19 protein-coding genes are annotated in these 14591 nt (G+C 60.3%); 8 read left to right on the forward strand and 11 right to left on the reverse strand.

Going from position 1 to position 14591, the window contains the following annotated elements; translation table 11 throughout:
• Positions 1-157 precede the first annotated feature (157 nt).
• Both AO388_RS07870 and AO388_RS07875 read right to left on the reverse strand, forming a co-directional pair.
• Positions 158-1168: an AI-2E family transporter gene (locus AO388_RS07870; RefSeq protein WP_003368896.1), complete on the reverse strand. Its 1011-nt coding sequence runs from the start codon at positions 1166-1168 to the stop codon at positions 158-160.
• 188 nt (positions 1169-1356) lie between these two features.
• On the reverse strand, positions 1357-1647 hold the full coding sequence (locus AO388_RS07875; protein ID WP_003368898.1) for a PsiF family protein: 291 nt from the start codon (positions 1645-1647) through the stop codon (positions 1357-1359).
• Positions 1648-1799: 152 nt separating this feature from the next.
• Between AO388_RS07875 and AO388_RS07880 the strand changes: the two genes are divergently transcribed.
• Positions 1800-2681 (forward strand): DMT family transporter, encoded by an 882-nt coding sequence (locus AO388_RS07880; RefSeq protein ID WP_003431760.1) that lies wholly within the window; start codon positions 1800-1802, stop codon positions 2679-2681.
• Here AO388_RS07880 and AO388_RS07885 read toward each other — a convergent pair.
• A complete protein-coding gene (locus tag AO388_RS07885; RefSeq protein ID WP_003368905.1) occupies positions 2678-2911 on the reverse strand; it encodes a hypothetical protein in 234 nt (77 codons plus the stop codon). The genes AO388_RS07880 and AO388_RS07885 overlap by 4 nt on opposite strands.
• A 310-nt stretch (positions 2912-3221) precedes the next feature.
• On the opposite strand from AO388_RS07885, the gene osmE reads away from it, so the two are divergent.
• Complete coding sequence (gene osmE / locus AO388_RS07895; protein WP_003431761.1) at positions 3222-3560, forward strand: osmotically-inducible lipoprotein OsmE; 339 nt, start codon at positions 3222-3224, stop codon at positions 3558-3560.
• Positions 3561-3611: 51 nt separating this feature from the next.
• Here osmE and AO388_RS30205 read toward each other — a convergent pair whose 3' ends face one another.
• The gene (locus AO388_RS30205; RefSeq protein WP_441344152.1) at positions 3612-3698 is read right to left on the reverse strand and encodes a hypothetical protein; all 87 of its coding nucleotides are present in this window, start codon (positions 3696-3698) and stop codon (positions 3612-3614) included.
• 210 nt (positions 3699-3908) lie between these two features.
• On the opposite strand from AO388_RS30205, the gene AO388_RS07900 reads away from it, so the two are divergent.
• A complete protein-coding gene (locus AO388_RS07900) occupies positions 3909-4448 on the forward strand; it encodes a ferritin-like domain-containing protein (protein ID WP_003431762.1) in 540 nt (179 codons plus the stop codon).
• 178 nt (positions 4449-4626) lie between these two features.
• On the opposite strand, the gene AO388_RS07905 is transcribed toward AO388_RS07900, so the two are convergent.
• A complete protein-coding gene (locus AO388_RS07905) occupies positions 4627-6693 on the reverse strand; it encodes an AsmA family protein (RefSeq protein WP_003368911.1) in 2067 nt (688 codons plus the stop codon).
• Between the two features lie 223 nt (positions 6694-6916).
• Here AO388_RS07905 and AO388_RS07910 point away from each other — a divergent pair, with 223 nt between their 5' ends.
• From AO388_RS07910 to AO388_RS07930, 5 genes are all read left to right on the forward strand, one after another.
• Positions 6917-7549, forward strand: a complete 633-nt coding sequence (locus AO388_RS07910) for a TetR family transcriptional regulator (RefSeq protein WP_002555418.1) — start codon at positions 6917-6919, stop codon at positions 7547-7549.
• A 236-nt stretch (positions 7550-7785) separates the two neighbouring features.
• On the forward strand, positions 7786-8286 hold the full coding sequence (ureE, locus tag AO388_RS07915) for an urease accessory protein UreE (protein WP_003431764.1): 501 nt from the start codon (positions 7786-7788) through the stop codon (positions 8284-8286).
• Positions 8283-8957 (forward strand): urease accessory protein UreF, encoded by a 675-nt coding sequence (locus AO388_RS07920; RefSeq protein WP_003431765.1) that lies wholly within the window; start codon positions 8283-8285, stop codon positions 8955-8957. The genes ureE and AO388_RS07920 overlap by 4 nt, the downstream gene beginning before the upstream one ends.
• Before the next feature lie 21 nt (positions 8958-8978).
• On the forward strand, positions 8979-9596 hold the full coding sequence (ureG, locus tag AO388_RS07925) for an urease accessory protein UreG (protein WP_003368915.1): 618 nt from the start codon (positions 8979-8981) through the stop codon (positions 9594-9596).
• A 25-nt stretch (positions 9597-9621) separates the two neighbouring features.
• Positions 9622-10194 (forward strand): HupE/UreJ family protein, encoded by a 573-nt coding sequence (locus AO388_RS07930; RefSeq protein ID WP_003368916.1) that lies wholly within the window; start codon positions 9622-9624, stop codon positions 10192-10194.
• A 47-nt stretch (positions 10195-10241) separates the two neighbouring features.
• Here AO388_RS07930 and AO388_RS07935 read toward each other — a convergent pair whose 3' ends face one another.
• The 6 genes from AO388_RS07935 to ribBA all read right to left on the reverse strand — a co-directional run bounded on the left by AO388_RS07935 (position 10242) and on the right by ribBA (position 14583).
• Positions 10242-10661 (reverse strand): hypothetical protein, encoded by a 420-nt coding sequence (locus tag AO388_RS07935; protein WP_054081934.1) that lies wholly within the window; start codon positions 10659-10661, stop codon positions 10242-10244.
• Positions 10658-11275: a GTP cyclohydrolase II gene (ribA, locus tag AO388_RS07940; protein ID WP_003368920.1), complete on the reverse strand. Its 618-nt coding sequence runs from the start codon at positions 11273-11275 to the stop codon at positions 10658-10660. Before ribA ends, AO388_RS07935 begins: the two co-directional genes overlap by 4 nt.
• A 133-nt stretch (positions 11276-11408) precedes the next feature.
• Positions 11409-12374 (reverse strand): thiamine-phosphate kinase, encoded by a 966-nt coding sequence (thiL, locus tag AO388_RS07945; protein ID WP_058416274.1) that lies wholly within the window; start codon positions 12372-12374, stop codon positions 11409-11411.
• A 16-nt stretch (positions 12375-12390) separates the two neighbouring features.
• Positions 12391-12888, reverse strand: a complete 498-nt coding sequence (nusB, locus tag AO388_RS07950; RefSeq protein ID WP_003368925.1) for a transcription antitermination factor NusB — start codon at positions 12886-12888, stop codon at positions 12391-12393.
• Positions 12885-13361: a 6,7-dimethyl-8-ribityllumazine synthase gene (gene ribH, locus AO388_RS07955; protein ID WP_002555427.1), complete on the reverse strand. Its 477-nt coding sequence runs from the start codon at positions 13359-13361 to the stop codon at positions 12885-12887. The genes nusB and ribH overlap by 4 nt, the downstream gene beginning before the upstream one ends.
• A gap of 130 nt (positions 13362-13491) precedes the next feature.
• The gene (ribBA, locus tag AO388_RS07960) at positions 13492-14583 is read right to left on the reverse strand and encodes a bifunctional 3,4-dihydroxy-2-butanone-4-phosphate synthase/GTP cyclohydrolase II (RefSeq protein WP_003368927.1); all 1092 of its coding nucleotides are present in this window, start codon (positions 14581-14583) and stop codon (positions 13492-13494) included.
• Positions 14584-14591: the final 8 nt, after the last annotated feature.

Below are 14591 nucleotides of genomic sequence, written 5' to 3' on the forward strand. Positions count from 1 at the left end.
CCGGGGTGTTTTCAAGCCATGTGAATCACTCCCACGGGCGGGAGTGTTTCGAGCCATGTGGATGTTCTGCGGCACCGCAGACGCAGAGCGTCCAGAACTGCATGCCAACGCGGTGAAGTGACAGGCGTTGTTTCGGACGGCTACATACGCAAGCGCCCTAGACCAACCCTTCCTTCTGCAACTCGCTCTTCAGATACGCATAGTAAATCGGCCCTGCAACCACGCCCGGCAGGCCGAATGCGGCTTCGAACAGCAGCATCGCCAGCAGCAACTCCCACGACTTGGCGTTGATCTGTCCGCCCACAATGCGCGCATTGAGGAAATACTCGACCTTGTGGATCACGATCAGATAGCCCAGCGCAGCCAGCGCGACCCAGATCGAGATGGACATGCCGACGATGAAGATCAACGTGTTGGACATCAGGTTACCCACCACCGGCAACAGGCCGAGCAGGAAGGTCATGATGATCAGGGTCTTGGTCAGCGGCAGGTGAATCCCGCACAGCGGCAATACGATGGCCAGGAACACCGACGTGAACGCCGTGTTGAGCAGGGAAATCTTGATCTGGGCAAAAACAATGTTGCGAAACGCCCGGCTGACCAGGTACAGGCGATCGAACAGAGCAGCCGCCAGCGGCTTGCGCGCATGCACGTCGGAGATACGCTGCAAGGCAATGATCGCGCCCAGTACCATGCCGATCAGCATGGTGACGAACATGTGCGCCGCCCCCTTGCCGATCAACTGCAATTCGCCCACGTGCTTCTGCAGCCATTGCCCGAGAGAAACCTGAAACTCCGCTGCGCTGGCAGGCAGGTAGGCATCGATGAACGGAGGCAGCTGACCACGAGCGCGGTCGACCAGGGTCATGAACTTGTCGAGCGAGGCGCCCGGATTTTCGGCTTCGTGCAGCACAAAACTGATGGCGCCGGCAAAAATCAGCGTCAGCAGGCTGACCACCAGCGTGCCGAGCAACGCTACGGCCAGCCAGCGAGCACGTTCGCCGGAGATCAGCCGCTGCAGTTTGGGGGTCAACATGTTGACCAGCTCGAAAACCAACAGTCCGGCCAACAGACTGGGCAACAACTTGAATGGCAACACCAATAACAGACCGCCAAATACAAGAATCCAGCTGGCTATTAACACCTGACGCGCAGAAAACGTTGGCATAGACCCTCAACGGGCAACACAAGGAAGGTGGGCAGTCTGCCAGCCTTCTCAGTCCAGAACCAGTGATCAGAAAGCCGGAAAAAACACGCCGCAATCATCTGCCCGATGATCGGCTCGAGAACGGCGCGAAAGTGCAGTGTTTACTGCACCCGCGCCTCTTGCCTGCCGCAAAGATGCCGACTGAAAAATTATTTCTTCTTGAGACAATCGCTCATGAAACTCTTGCGCGCGTCTCCCTTGAGCGCCTGAGTGCTGGCAGTCGCGTTGCAGGTTTTCATCTTCTCCTGCTGGGTCGCCGCTGGCGGCGGTGCCGCTTTAAGGCAAGTGCTCATGAACGTCTTGCGCTCATCGCCCTTCAGCGACTTCGCGCTGGCGTCGGCATTGCAGGTGGTCATTTTGTTCTGCTGCGCGGTCGCAGCGAAACCCTGGGCAGATAACATCAACCCAACGAGCAATACAGGAATACCGAGCTTGTTCATCGATCCACTCTCCAGATCCACTGCACCGGGCGGCACAGACTGAGATTCAGTGTAGTCAGCGTCTGCGCTCTGTGACGGAGCACCCAACATCGCCGCTGGCATTCTCGACAAACAGGCGGATAATTACGCCTCGCTCTAACGATGATCCACTCATGCAATACGCTTTTCCGCTGATTACCATCCTTATCTGGGCGATCAACACAGCCGTCACCAAGGCGTCTGCCGGGGTGATCTTTCCGGCTGAAATTGGCTTTTATCGCTGGGCGCTGGCTGGCTTGCTGTTCACACCGTTCATGCTCGGGCCTGTGTGGGCGAACCGCGCGGCGATCAAACCGGTACTCGGCAAGATTTTCATTCTGGCCGTGCTCGGCACAGCGCTGTATCAAAGCCTGGCGTATTTCGCGGCCAGCCTGACAACCGCCACCAACATGGGGATCATTCAGTCGATGGTGCCGATGATGGCGCTGGGGCTGTCGATAGCCTGCCTCGGCACTCGTCTGACCTCGGGTGCACTGCTGGGGGCGGTGCTGTCATTCGCGGGAGTGGTGGTCGTGGTCTCGGCGGGCAATCCGGCCGGTCTGATTGAGCAGGGGGTCAATCGGGGCGATGCGATGGTGCTGGTGGCCGCCGCATCGTATGCGGTCTACAGCACGCTGCTGAAGAAGTGGCAGTTGCGTTTGCCGCCCCTGCAGTTGCTTTACGTACAGATCCTGCTGGCGATTATCGTTTTGCTGCCGCCGTTCATGCTGTCGGCGAAAACCGGTCTGAATGCGAACAACATACCGATGGTGCTGTACGCAGCGATTCCAACCTCGATGCTCGCACCCTGGTTGTGGATGACCTCGATCATGCGCCTGGGCCCCAGCCGCACAACACTGTTCTTCAACCTGATGCCCATTGCCACGGCCTTGATTGCCGCGGCGACACTGGGCGAGCAGCTGGCGCTCTATCACCTGTTCGGCGGAGCGCTGACCCTCTGCGGCGTCATCCTCGCGGAACGCTGGACGACGCCGCTGCGATCCAGGGCGGACTAGGCAGTCGCGCTGCCTTCGCTGCCCTCCAGGCTGTGAATCGACACATCGGTGATGCCGGCGGCAAGCGGCAGCCCGGCTTCACCCATTGGCAGCTCGTCCAGTTCTACGTGATGCTTGAGCGCCAGTTCGTGCACCACTTCGATGATGGGCACATCCAGATTCTCGATAATGTCTACGTGGTGCTCGCCGAGCAGGGTGTACTCGATCTCATACAGTTCTTTATCGCTCATCGCATCTTCCTGGCCGTCACTGAGGAGCGGCTGATTAACGAACTACGGTCCGACAACCGATGACCGAGCCCAAGGCCGAGCAAAACGCTCAACCATGCCATCAGATTGACCTCGGCCTTTCGGGAACGTGCGAGGAATATTCAAAGCGCTTTTCATGCCCGATTGTCATGGCGTTCAGGGGGGTCAGCAACGGCCTCAGGGTGGATGCGAGGTACTGCCTCATCGCCATCTTTTTTTCGAACTCTTGAGCCCCTCTTCTGCTCCAAGGCATACCGGGCCAAAACCGGCTCTGACATGTGGAGCAATAACGATGTACAAAAAACTCTTCGCGGCGACCTTTGTATTGGCGACGATGGCTGGCTGCAGCAACACAACCGTGCAGAACCCGGTGGACTACGTCACTTATCGCAACGAGCCGCTGGTCAAGCAGGTCGAGAACGGCATGACGCGCCAGCAGGTCCTGACTATCGGCGGTGAGCCGTCGAGCACTATCGAGCGTAAGGTCAACCCAGGCACTTGCAACAACTACGTCATGAACAAGGACGGCCACAAACAGGTCTACCACGTCAGCTTCAACAGCGACGGCCGTGTGACCAACAAAGGTTTCATGACGTGCGAACAACGCGAGAAGAACGAAAAAGCGATGTAATCAAAACGCAGGCACAAACAAAAAGCCCGAGGCATGAATGCCTCGGNGTTTTTAGAAAACCAGCTTGAACAGGGCGATAACCACGACCAGGCCGATCAGAAAGATGATGCCAACGGTGCTTCCCAGGAACTTGAGCATTGTGTATCTCCACGATTTATTTGGGTCTCAAGGTTGGGACCGCGGGGCTCGGCACTCGTTTCTTATATTTTTACATTCAGACACAGCCGTCCGTATCTGTGAAAATCCGATAAAACTTTTTGCCCCCTTCGCTACTCACAATCTTTGCTGATCCTGCCGGGCCACCCACAGAGCGAGACAGCAAAACCTGATGAGTCCTGGAGATAAATGATGAATTCTGCACCGCAATCACAGCTTTCCGATGTAAATACTCTGCGCCAGCGCGCACGCCAGAACGTTGAGGATGGTGCTGTGACTCAAGGCTACAGCGCTGACCGCGAGACGGTCCTGCGCCTGCTCAATGAATCGCTGGCTACCGAGCTGGTCTGTGTGCTGCGCTACAAGCGCCACTACTACATGGCGTCAGGCCTGAAAGCGAGCGTCGCGGCAGCCGAGTTTCTGGAACACGCAGAGCAGGAAGCGCAGCACGCCGACAAACTGGCCGAGCGTATCGTGCAACTGGGCGGCGAGCCGGAGTTCAACCCGGACACTCTGTCGAAGAACTCCCACGCGCAGTACGTGGCGGGTAACACACTGAAGGAAATGGTTTACGAAGATCTGGTTGCCGAGCGCATCGCCGTCGACAGCTATCGCGAAATCATTCAATACCTCGGCGACAGCGACCCGACTACCCGCCGCATCTTCGAAGAGATCCTTGCTCAGGAAGAAGAGCACGCTGATGACATGGCGGATATTCTCGAAGACCTGTAACTCGCGACAGCAAATGAAAAGCCAGGACCTGTGTCCTGGCTTTTTTGTGGGGAAGTATTTTCTCAGGCCAGCGACGTAAACGTCGCTCCTCACGCTCCAGCGTGGGAATGCATTTCTGGACGCTCTGGGTCCGGCCAAGTGCGCGCCAACGCGGAGCGCTGGCACGAGAGGTGGAGCGTTACTTCACCGTCTTCGGCGCCTTGCCGGTGCGCATCTGCTCCAGCAGCGGGCCACACTGATTGGGCTCGCTGTCGCCAGTGGCGACCAGCGCCAGCAGACCTGCAGCAGGGCCTACGGTTGCGCCGAGCAGGACCATGCCGGCTCCGCGCAGCAACAGCGGGCCGGACTGTACGCCTGCGTTGGGCTTGGCGAACGGGCCGTTGACATACAACGGCGAGCGCAGCGAGAACACGCGGAAGCCCTTGGACTCAGGGTTGATCTGCAGGTCCAGTTGCTCGGTCTTCAGGTTCGCAGTGCCGTTGATGTAGATGATGGCGTTCTCGGTATCGAACACAAACAGCCGACTGGTCGCCAGCCCGTCCTTGATGCCGAAGTCTGAGGCCGCGCAATTGATTTTCACGTCCTTGTCGCCGAACAGCTTGCCAACGACGTAGTTGCCCACGTTGAGCCCGGCAATTTCCATCAGGCCACGACTGATCGCACCGTCGTTCACCAGCATCTTCATTTCGCCGTTGGCAGTCCCCAGCAAGGCTGCAACCGAGTTGCCACGGCCACTGATATCGGCATCGCCGTTCAGCTCACCGAAGCTGGTTTTCATCGGTTCGAAGGTCGGGAACAGTTGCTTGAGCTTGAAATTGCGCGCCGACAGCCTGGCCCTGCCCTGCATCGGTTTGTTTTGCCCGTTGAGGCGAATGTCCGCGTCCAGCTTGCCACCTGCCACCCCAAAACGCAGCGGCTCGAGGCTCAACTGACCATCGTTGAGAACCAGATGGGTGTAGAGGTCAGTGAATGGCAGGTCCGGGCTCTGCACGATGCGCTTGCCGGTGAACTCCACGTCGGCATCCATTGCCCGCCAGCGATCAGTCTGAAATTCCTCGACGGGCAGTACCTTGCCCGAAGGCTGCTTGCTCTCGCCACCGCGCTTTTTCTGCGCGGCATTGGAGTCCGCACCGATCAGTGGCGCGAGGTCACTGAACAGCAATTGATTGGAGACCAGCACGCCACTCAGCTTGGGCCGGGGCTGGCTGGCGACGAAGCCCAGGTCGCCGTGGATATCGCTGTTGCCGATCTTGCCGTTGAAGCCTTCGTAACGGAAGTTGGCGCCGGCCGGGTCGTGCAGTTTGGCGATCAGGCGGCCATCGGTGGAGTACGCCGGAGAATCCGGCAGGGTCACACCCGTCAGCGGGTACAGATTGCTCAGGCTCGCGCCGGAAAGCTTGAGCCGCAGGTCCAGCGCGCCCAGGTTCTGTGGATCGGTCAGGGTCCCGGCGATCACCGCATGGGTGTCACCGACCTTCACGTCAGCCTGTACCGGAAACGGTTGATTGGCATCCTTAAGCGCGAGCAGGCCGCCGACCTTGCCGGTGCCGCTCAGCTTCTGACCGTGGTACTGGCCGGTGACCGCCAGACCGAATGCGTAATCCTGCGGTACTGCGCCCTTGTCCTGGGCCTTTTTCGCTTCCTTGCTGCCGACGATTTCACTGAACGGGATCGGCTTGCCGAGCAGGTCGATCACCACGTCCAGGTTGGCGTTGAGCTTCTGGTCGTTGAAGCTCACCAGTCCCTTGTCGAACTTGATCGCGCCGATGTCCATCACCCACTTGGAGGGCTCGGCGTTCGGGTCGGATTTGGGCAGATCGAACACCCAGTTGGCACGACCATCGGCCAGACGCTCGAGTTTAGCCTCGGGTCCGGTCAGATCGATACGCGGGATAACCACTTGCTGCGCCAGCAGCGGCAGCAGCGAGAGACGAAATTCGACGTGCTTGAGGGTCACCATCTGCGGGGTCTTCGACCACTCAGGGTTACCCAGACTCAGGTCGTCAGCAACAAAGTGCGGCGACGGCACCCAGGCACGCCAGCCACCGAGTTCGGGCTCACGCGTCCAGCGCACATCCAGATCACCATTGATGGCGAACGGACGATGCAGCGCTTCGCTGACTTTCGCATTGAGGGTGGGTTTGATGCGATTCCAGTCGAAAGTGACGATCACAATGACCAATATAGCCAGCACCACCAACAACGTGGCACCTGTCCAGGCGAAAATCTTGCGGCTGCGCGTCATGCGTCACTCTCCAGAAAACAGCGCCCCGACCCTGGCGCGCTGAATACGACATGAATGTTCGACTGACAAACGCGCCGAGGGTTTGATTTGAATACGAAAATGCATCGAAGGCCAGCACTCATGCACTATTACTGGTCAAGGAGCCTGACTGAAAACCCTTTCGACGCAGGTAAAGCGCATTTGCTAAAGTGCAACCCAGCCTAATCCAAGAATCGTTTGAGCCATGCTGCCCCGCGCCGAACAGAAACAACAGACCCGAAGAGCCCTGCTCGATGCTGCCCACCAATTGATGGAGAGCGGGCGCGGCTTCGGCAGCCTGAGCCTGCGGGAAGTGGCGCGCACGGCAGGCATCGTACCAACCGGGTTCTACCGGCACTTTGAAGACATGGACCAGTTGGGGCTGGCGCTGGTCAGCGAGGTCGGCCAGACCTTTCGCGAGACCATCAGGCTGGTGCGCCACAACGAATTCGCCATGGGCGGGCTGATTCGTGCCTCGGTGAAGATATTCCTCGAACGTGTGGCGGCCAACCGGTCGCAGTTCCTGTTTCTGGCGCGCGAACAATACGGCGGCTCCTTGAAGGTGCGTCAGGCGCTTGGCGCATTGCGCGAAGGCATCAGCGCCGACCTCACAGCCGACCTGGCAAAGATGCCCAAATGGCAGCACCTGAATGCCGATGCCCTGTCGATTATCGCCGACCTGGTGGTCAAAAGCGTGTTCGCGATGCTGCCGGAGCTGATCGACCCGCCGCCCGCCTCGCTCGCCCCGCACCTGACACCTCAGGCGAAGATCACTCAGCAACTGCGCTTCATCTTCATTGGCGCACGGCACTGGCGTGGTCTGGGCAGTCACGATTGAGCGGCGACACGCTCTGCCTGGGGCTGAGATGTGAACCGTCTCACTATTAACTTCACTTCCAGCAATCCAAGGCGCACCAAATTAAAGCGCTATCATGATTACGCACCAAAATAGATCTTTAGTGATCTTGCCGATGCTTGGATCACCTGCCTCTGTCAGCCATTTCCCCGCAAGCTGCACTGTTGGCAAGCCCCTTGCTCTGATTTGAAGCATCGCAATTGGCTGGAAGCTATCTGATGCTGGTGATTCACGACCGAATCGAACCTCAGGCCGAATGGGCCGCCGAGCTGCATTTGAATTTCGAGGCACGCAGCAAAAGTCGACTGCGCTGCTTCAGTGCGGAAAACGAAGACGTTGGCCTCTTTCTGCAACGCGGTCAGTCGCCGCTGCGCGATGGCGAGTTTCTTCAGGCCCAGGACGGCCGCGTGGTGCGTGTCTGCGCACGTCCCGAAAAACTCATGCACGTCACGTGCAGCAGTACTTTCGAACTGACCCGCGCGGCCTATCACCTTGGCAATCGCCACGTGGCCCTGCAAGTCGGCGACGGCTGGCTGCGCCTGCTCGACGATTACGTGCTCAAGGCGATGCTCGACCAACTGGGCGCCACTGTCGAAACCATCGAAGCGCCGTTCCAGCCGGAACATGGCGCCTACGGCGGTGGGCATCATCATTCGCGCGCGGGCGAGGAGGATTTCAACTATCCGCCGCGCATGCACCAGTTCGGCGTGCGCAAGTGAACAGCGCCTGGGCGCTATTGCGCCTGGCCAGTCCGCAGCTGCCTATCGGTGGCTACAGCTATTCGCAAGGGCTGGAAATGGCCGTGGAGCAATCCATTGTGGTGGACCCGCCGACCGCGGGCCGCTGGATCGGCGATCAACTGCTGCTCAATCTCGCGCGCTTCGAAGCCCCGCTGCTGCTGGCTCATTGCGAGGCGGCGGCAGCCGGTGACTGGGGCCAGTTGCTGCAAGTCAGCGAGCAGCATCGCGCCAGCCGCGAGACCCGCGAGCTGCATCTGGAAAGCCGGCAGATGGGCTACTCCCTGCAACAGTTGCTCAATGGCCTGCCTGAACTGGATCGTGAAGCACGCCAGTTTCTGCAGCAGACTGCCGAGCCGCACCTGGCCCTTGGCTGGGCGCTGGCCGCACGCGCCTGGCAGATCAGCCCGCAGGATGCGCTGGCCGCCTGGCTATGGAGCTGGCTTGAAAACCAGCTGGCCGTGCTGATGAAAACCCTGCCGCTGGGCCAGCAAGCCGCCCAGCGCCTGACCAGCGAGCTGTTGCCGTTATTGCAGCAGGCGCAGGTCAGTGCCAGCACACAAGATCCCTGCCATGCCGGCAGCGCAGCCTTTGGCCTGTCCCTGGCGAGCATGGCGCACGAACGTCAATACAGCCGGTTATTCCGGTCCTGATCATTCCTTATGGAGAACTCAATGAACAGCCAACCTCTGCGCGTCGGAATCGGTGGCCCGGTCGGATCCGGCAAGACGGCGCTGACCCTGGCGCTGTGCCTGGCATTGCGCGACCGCTATAACCTGGCCGTGGTGACCAACGATATCTATACCCGCGAAGACGCTGACTTTCTGGTGCGCAACGAGGCACTGGCCCCTGAGCGCATCATCGGCGTTGAAACAGGCGGCTGCCCACACACCGCGATTCGCGAGGACGCTTCGATCAACCTGGAAGCAGTCGACCAGCTCAATCGCCGCTTCGAAGGCCTGGACCTGATCATCGTCGAATCCGGTGGCGATAACCTTTCCGCGACCTTCAGCCCGGAGCTTTCCGACCTGACCATCTACGTGATCGACGTGTCGGCCGGCGACAAGCTGCCGCGCAAGGGCGGTCCGGGCATCTGCAAGTCCGACCTGCTGGTGATCAACAAGATCGACCTCGCCCCTTTGGTAGGCGCGTCACTTGAAATGATGGACAGCGACACGCGCAGGATGCGTGGCGAAAAGCCGTTCGTGTTCAGCAATCAGAAAACCGGCCAAGGTCTGGAACAGATCATTGCCTTCATTGAGCGCCAGGGCCTGCTGACTGCCGCCGCCTGAATTCACAACCAAAAGGAACCCGTCGATGAACTACAAAAAAGCCCTTGGCGCCCTGGCGCTGTTGCTGGTCCCGACTCTGGCGCTGGCTCACCCCGGTCATGGCGATAATGGCCTGATCGCAGGTATCAGCCACCCGATTGGCGGGCTGGATCATTTGCTGGCCATGCTGGCCGTCGGCTTGTGGGCTGCGCAGCAACAAGGTTCGGCACGCTGGGCGCTGCCGTGCACCTTCGTTGGCACCATGCTGATTGGCGGCATGCTGGGCTTTGAAGGTTTGAACCTGCCGGCGCTGGAAAGCGGCATTGCCGCCTCGGTACTGGCTCTGGGCCTGGCCGTGGCATTGGCAGTGCGTCCGCCGCTGGCGCTAGCGGTAGCCGCAACAGCCCTGTTCGCCTTGTTCCACGGCGTAGCGCATGGCCTTGAACTGCCGGAAATGTCCAGCCCATGGGCGTACGCAGCAGGTTTCGTTGCTGCAACTGCGGCCTTGCATGCGCTGGGTTATGCGGTGGTTCGCGTGTTGCCTCAGGCGGCGGCCCCCCTGGTGCGTATCGCCGGTGCAGCCTCTGCGGCAGCGGGTGTCTGGTTACTCGCAGCCTGATGGCGTTTCGCGCTGATCGTGTCCGCTTCAGCCGGGGGGGGGGACGATCAGCGCGAAAGCGCGGGAATTCGGTACAGGTAAAGCAGCACTGCGCTGGCAAACGCCAGCAGGCAGACCGGCAAGGGATGCAGACCGAACAGCACCGCGATGGCCGCGATCCAGGCGGGCAAACCGGCGGCCAGGAACGCCAGGCGGCGGATGGCAGCGAGTTTGAGCCATGCTGCCGGCTCCTCGGGTGTATCGAGTGCAGCCTGGGTGGCCGCCAACGCGCGCTTGTAGGCGCCGAAGGGTTTCAGGCTGACGAACATCGAGCCTATCCCGGCGATGAACAGCGGGATCGCCAACACCGGAATGAGCGGTTCGCTGGCACCAAAAAATACACAGACCACCAGCAATGGCGCCAGGGTCAGACCCAGTTGACGCCACCATTGCATCTCCAGCTTTTGACGAACCTCGCTGCGTGTCACGCGGGGCCGACCTCGCTTTGATGTTCGTTGCCCATCATGTGCCCCAGCTTGCCCGCCTTGGTCGCCAGATAAAGACGGTTATGCGGGTTTTGTCCGGTGTGCAGAGGCACGCGCTCGGCGACCCTGATGCCCATGTCGGTCAAGGCTTTGACCTTGCGCGGGTTGTTGGTCATCAGCCGCAACGATTGCACGCCCAGATGCTGAAGCATCGGCAGGCAGATCGCGTAGTCACGCTGATCGGCAGCAAAGCCCAGGCGCTCGTTGGCCTCAACCGTATCGGCGCCGCCATCCTGCAGCTCGTAGGCGCGGATCTTGTTCATCAGACCGATACCGCGCCCTTCTTGACGCAGGTACAGCAGTACACCACGCCCTTCGGTGGCGATGGCGCGCAGGGCAGCCTCCAGTTGAGAACCGCAATCGCAACGCTGACTGAACAGGGCATCGCCCGTCAGGCATTCGGAATGTACGCGACCCAGAACCGGCTCACCGTCCGCCACATCGCCCAGACTCAGGACGACATGTTCACGGCCGGTTGCCGACTCGATAAAGCCGTGCATGGCAAACTCTGCAAAGGGAGTGGGCAGTTTGGAAGCGGCGACAAAGACGACGGGCACCGTGTGCTCCTGATCAGTGTGAAGACTGGAAATTCGCAAGATTTGCATTGTAACAGCAGGTTCCTGCGGACGCTCAGGGTGAATTCTCGGGCATTTAGATCATAAAGTTCGATAGATAGAAGCGCTCATCCGCTCACTGCTCAGCGCCAAAATGCTGGTAGCCGTGCGTGTCGGGCGTGACGTCTTGCCCTGTGTCGTCGACAAGCACGACGCCTTGACCCTGCTCTACCCGGCCAATGACATGCACCGGCCAGCCTTCTTTCAGCAACGCCGACAGGTGTTCGGAAGGCAGCGTGAAGGCCAGGATGTAATCGTCGCCACCGCTGAGCGCGGCCTGTCGGGCAGAGGGCAGATCGAACAAGGTCAGCAACTGGTCGGACATCGGCAGCCGGTCACGCTCGATCACCAGACGAATAGACGAAGCGCGGGCGATGTGTCCGCAGTCGGCCAGCAGCCCGTCGGAGATGTCCAGCGCGGACGTCGCCCTGCCCCGCAAGGCCTGCCCCAGCGCCAGTTGCGGTTGAGGCGACCAGTAGCGGGCCAGCAATGCTTCGGCGATCGAGGGCTCGGCGCTGCGCTGCTTCAATACCAGCGGCAATGCACCTGCACCATCACCCAACGTGCCGCCAACACACAGCAGGTCACCCGCCTGGGCACCCGCGCGGGTCAGGGCTGATCCGGCCGGCACGGCACCGAACACCGTCAGCGTCAGGCTCAAGGGACCGCGCGTGGTATCACCACCGATCAGACGCAGCGAACAGCCTTGCGCCATCTGGTTCAAGCCGCGAGCGAAGGTCTGCAGCCAGTCGGCATCGACCTGCGGCAGGGTCAGGGCAAGGGTGAACGCGACAGGCCGGGCACCCATGGCCGCCAGGTCACTGGCAGACACCGCCAGCGCACGCTGACCGAGCAGAAAGGGGTCGCAGACATCAGGAAAATGTACCCCGGCAACCAGGGTATCGGTCGAGATCGCCAACTGCTCGCCGGGCGCCAACGCCAGCAGCGCGCAGTCGTCGCCAATCCCCAGGGCAACTTCCTCGCCCGCCTGCGCACAGGGCGCGGCGGCGAAGTAATTGCGGATCAGCTCGAACTCTCCCATGAAGGTCAGGCGCGAATCAGCGCTTGTGGGCCTTCACTTCGACTTCACGCAGGCGCGGCGCCAGCTTGTCCAGCACGCCATTGACGAACTTGTGGCCGTCAGTGGAGCCGTAGACTTTCGCCAGCTCGATGCCCTCGTTGATCACTACGCGATAAGGCACGTCGATACGTTTGAGCAGTTCGAACGTCGACAGACGCAATACCGCCAGTTCAATCGGGTCCAGCTCTTCGATGGTCAGATCAAGACAGGGCGAAAGAGCAGCATCGATCTCGGTCTGGTTGGTCGCTACGCCGTGCAGCAGCTCACGGAAGTAGGGGCCGTCAACGTTGCTGAAGTCGTTATCGACCCGAAACTGTGCTTCGATTTCGTTCAGCGCGTGGCCAGCCATGTGCCGTTGGTACAGGGCCTGAGTCGCCATCTGACGCGCTTCGCGACGCTTGGCGCTTTTACCCTTGGCGGCTTCCGGCGATTTGGCGTCGCGCGGGTTGAACTGGTCGGTATCGTCGGAAATCACTTGGCCTCCAGCTGCGACAGCAGACTGACCATTTCGATGGCGGACAGAGCGGCTTCAGCGCCCTTGTTGCCGGCCTTGGTGCCAGAACGCTCGATGGCCTGTTCGATGGAGTCGACGGTCAATACGCCGAAAGCGACCGGCACGCCGAATTCCATGGACACCTGGGACAAGCCCTTGACGCACTCGCCTGCCACGTATTCGAAGTGTGGAGTGCCGCCACGGATCACTGCACCCAGTGCGACGATGGCCGCGAACTCGCTGCGTTGGGCAACTTTCTGCACAACCAGTGGAATCTCGAACGCACCCGGCGCACGGATGATGGTGATGTCGCTTTCGCTCACGCCATGGCGTACCAGCGCATCAACGGCACCGCTAACCAGGCTTTCCACGACGAAGCTGTTGAAACGGCCAACTACCAAGGCATAGCGGCCCTGGGGGGCGATGAAGGTACCTTCGATGGTCTTCAAGGTCATTCGGTGAGTCTCGTATTAAAGAGCAAGCCCGCCTTGGGGCGGACTTTGAGGGATATTAGGCCACGAATCACGCCTGTCAGGCCAAAACCTGCGAAAAAACCATCTTTCACACGCCCCGACCTGCCGGTATTTATTCGGAGGGCACGTATTCTACAACTTCCAGATCGAAACCGGATATCGCATTGAACTTCATCGGCGAACTCATCAGGCGCATTTTGCGCACGCCGAGGTCACGAAGGATCTGCGAACCAGCGCCGACCGTGCTGTAAGTGGTCGGTGTCTTGATCGGTTGCTGACCGGCGGTTTCGCGAATATGAGCCAGCAAGACATCGCCATCCAGCGGATGACCGAGCAGCAGCACCACACCGCTGCCCGCCTCGTTAACCGCGCGCATGGCGGCGCGCAGGCTCCAGCGGCCGGGCTGGCTGACCATCAGCAGGTCACGCAGCGGGTCCATGTTGTGCACGCGAACCAGCGTGGGCTCTTCGGCGCAGATGGTGCCCAGGGTCAGCGCCAGATGCACGTCGCCCTCGACCGAATCGCGGTAGGTCACCAGGTTGAAACTGCCCAGTTCGCTGTCCATCGGCTGCTCGGCAATCCGCTGAACGGTACGTTCGTGGATCATCCGGTAGTGAATAAGGTCGGCGATGGTGCCGATCTTGATGTCATGTTGCAGGGCAAATGCTTCGAGTTCGGCACGTCGCGACATGGTGCCGTCATCGTTCATGACTTCGCAGATCAGGCCCGTCGGCTCGAAACCGGCCATGCGCGCCAGGTCGCAGGCCGCCTCGGTATGACCGGCACGCGCCAGGGTGCCGCCAGCCTGGGCCATGAGCGGGAAAATATGCCCAGGGCTGACGATGTCTTCAGCTTTCGCGTCCTTGGCAGCGGCAGCCTGCACAGTACGTGCGCGGTCGGCTGCCGAGATGCCGGTGGTCACGCCTTCGGCAGCTTCGATGGAAACGGTGAACTTGGTGCCGAAACCCGAACCGTTGCGCGCTGCCATCAGCGGCAGCTTGAGGGTTTCGCAGCGCTCGCGAGTCATCGGCATACAGATCAGACCACGGGCGAAACGCGCCATGAAGTTGATGTGCTCGGGCTTCACGCATTCGGCGGCCATGATCAGGTCGCCTTCGTTTTCGCGGTCTTCGTCATCCATGAGGATGACCATCTTGCCCTGGCGAATGTCTTCGACCAGTTCTTCGATACTGTTGAGCGCCACGCGGCACC

The organism is Pseudomonas sp. ICMP 10191, assembly GCF_001467335.1.
GTDB classification, from domain to species: domain Bacteria; phylum Pseudomonadota; class Gammaproteobacteria; order Pseudomonadales; family Pseudomonadaceae; genus Aquipseudomonas; species Aquipseudomonas cerasi.

Bases quoted from the DNA above. Each gene is read 5' to 3' on its own strand.
- AO388_RS07900 (WP_003431762.1), top strand. From the start codon at position 3,909: ATGAATTCTGCACCGCAATCACAGCTTTCCGATGTAAATACTCTGCGC.
- AO388_RS07930 (WP_003368916.1), top strand. From the start codon at position 9,622: ATGAACTACAAAAAAGCCCTTGGCGCCCTGGCGCTGTTGCTGGTCCCG.
- AO388_RS07905 (WP_003368911.1), bottom strand. From the start codon at position 6,693: ATGACGCGCAGCCGCAAGATTTTCGCCTGGACAGGTGCCACGTTGTTG.
- AO388_RS07875 (WP_003368898.1), bottom strand. From the start codon at position 1,647: ATGAACAAGCTCGGTATTCCTGTATTGCTCGTTGGGTTGATGTTATCT.
- AO388_RS30205 (WP_441344152.1), bottom strand. From the start codon at position 3,698: ATGCTCAAGTTCCTGGGAAGCACCGTTGGCATCATCTTTCTGATCGGC.
- AO388_RS07910 (WP_002555418.1), top strand. From the start codon at position 6,917: ATGCTGCCCCGCGCCGAACAGAAACAACAGACCCGAAGAGCCCTGCTC.
- ribH (WP_002555427.1), bottom strand. From the start codon at position 13,361: ATGACCTTGAAGACCATCGAAGGTACCTTCATCGCCCCCCAGGGCCGC.
- AO388_RS07870 (WP_003368896.1), bottom strand. From the start codon at position 1,168: ATGCCAACGTTTTCTGCGCGTCAGGTGTTAATAGCCAGCTGGATTCTT.
- AO388_RS07885 (WP_003368905.1), bottom strand. From the start codon at position 2,911: ATGAGCGATAAAGAACTGTATGAGATCGAGTACACCCTGCTCGGCGAG.
- ureE (WP_003431764.1), top strand. From the start codon at position 7,786: ATGCTGGTGATTCACGACCGAATCGAACCTCAGGCCGAATGGGCCGCC.
- thiL (WP_058416274.1), bottom strand. From the start codon at position 12,374: ATGGGAGAGTTCGAGCTGATCCGCAATTACTTCGCCGCCGCGCCCTGT.
- AO388_RS07880 (WP_003431760.1), top strand. From the start codon at position 1,800: ATGCAATACGCTTTTCCGCTGATTACCATCCTTATCTGGGCGATCAAC.
- osmE (WP_003431761.1), top strand. From the start codon at position 3,222: ATGTACAAAAAACTCTTCGCGGCGACCTTTGTATTGGCGACGATGGCT.
- ureG (WP_003368915.1), top strand. From the start codon at position 8,979: ATGAACAGCCAACCTCTGCGCGTCGGAATCGGTGGCCCGGTCGGATCC.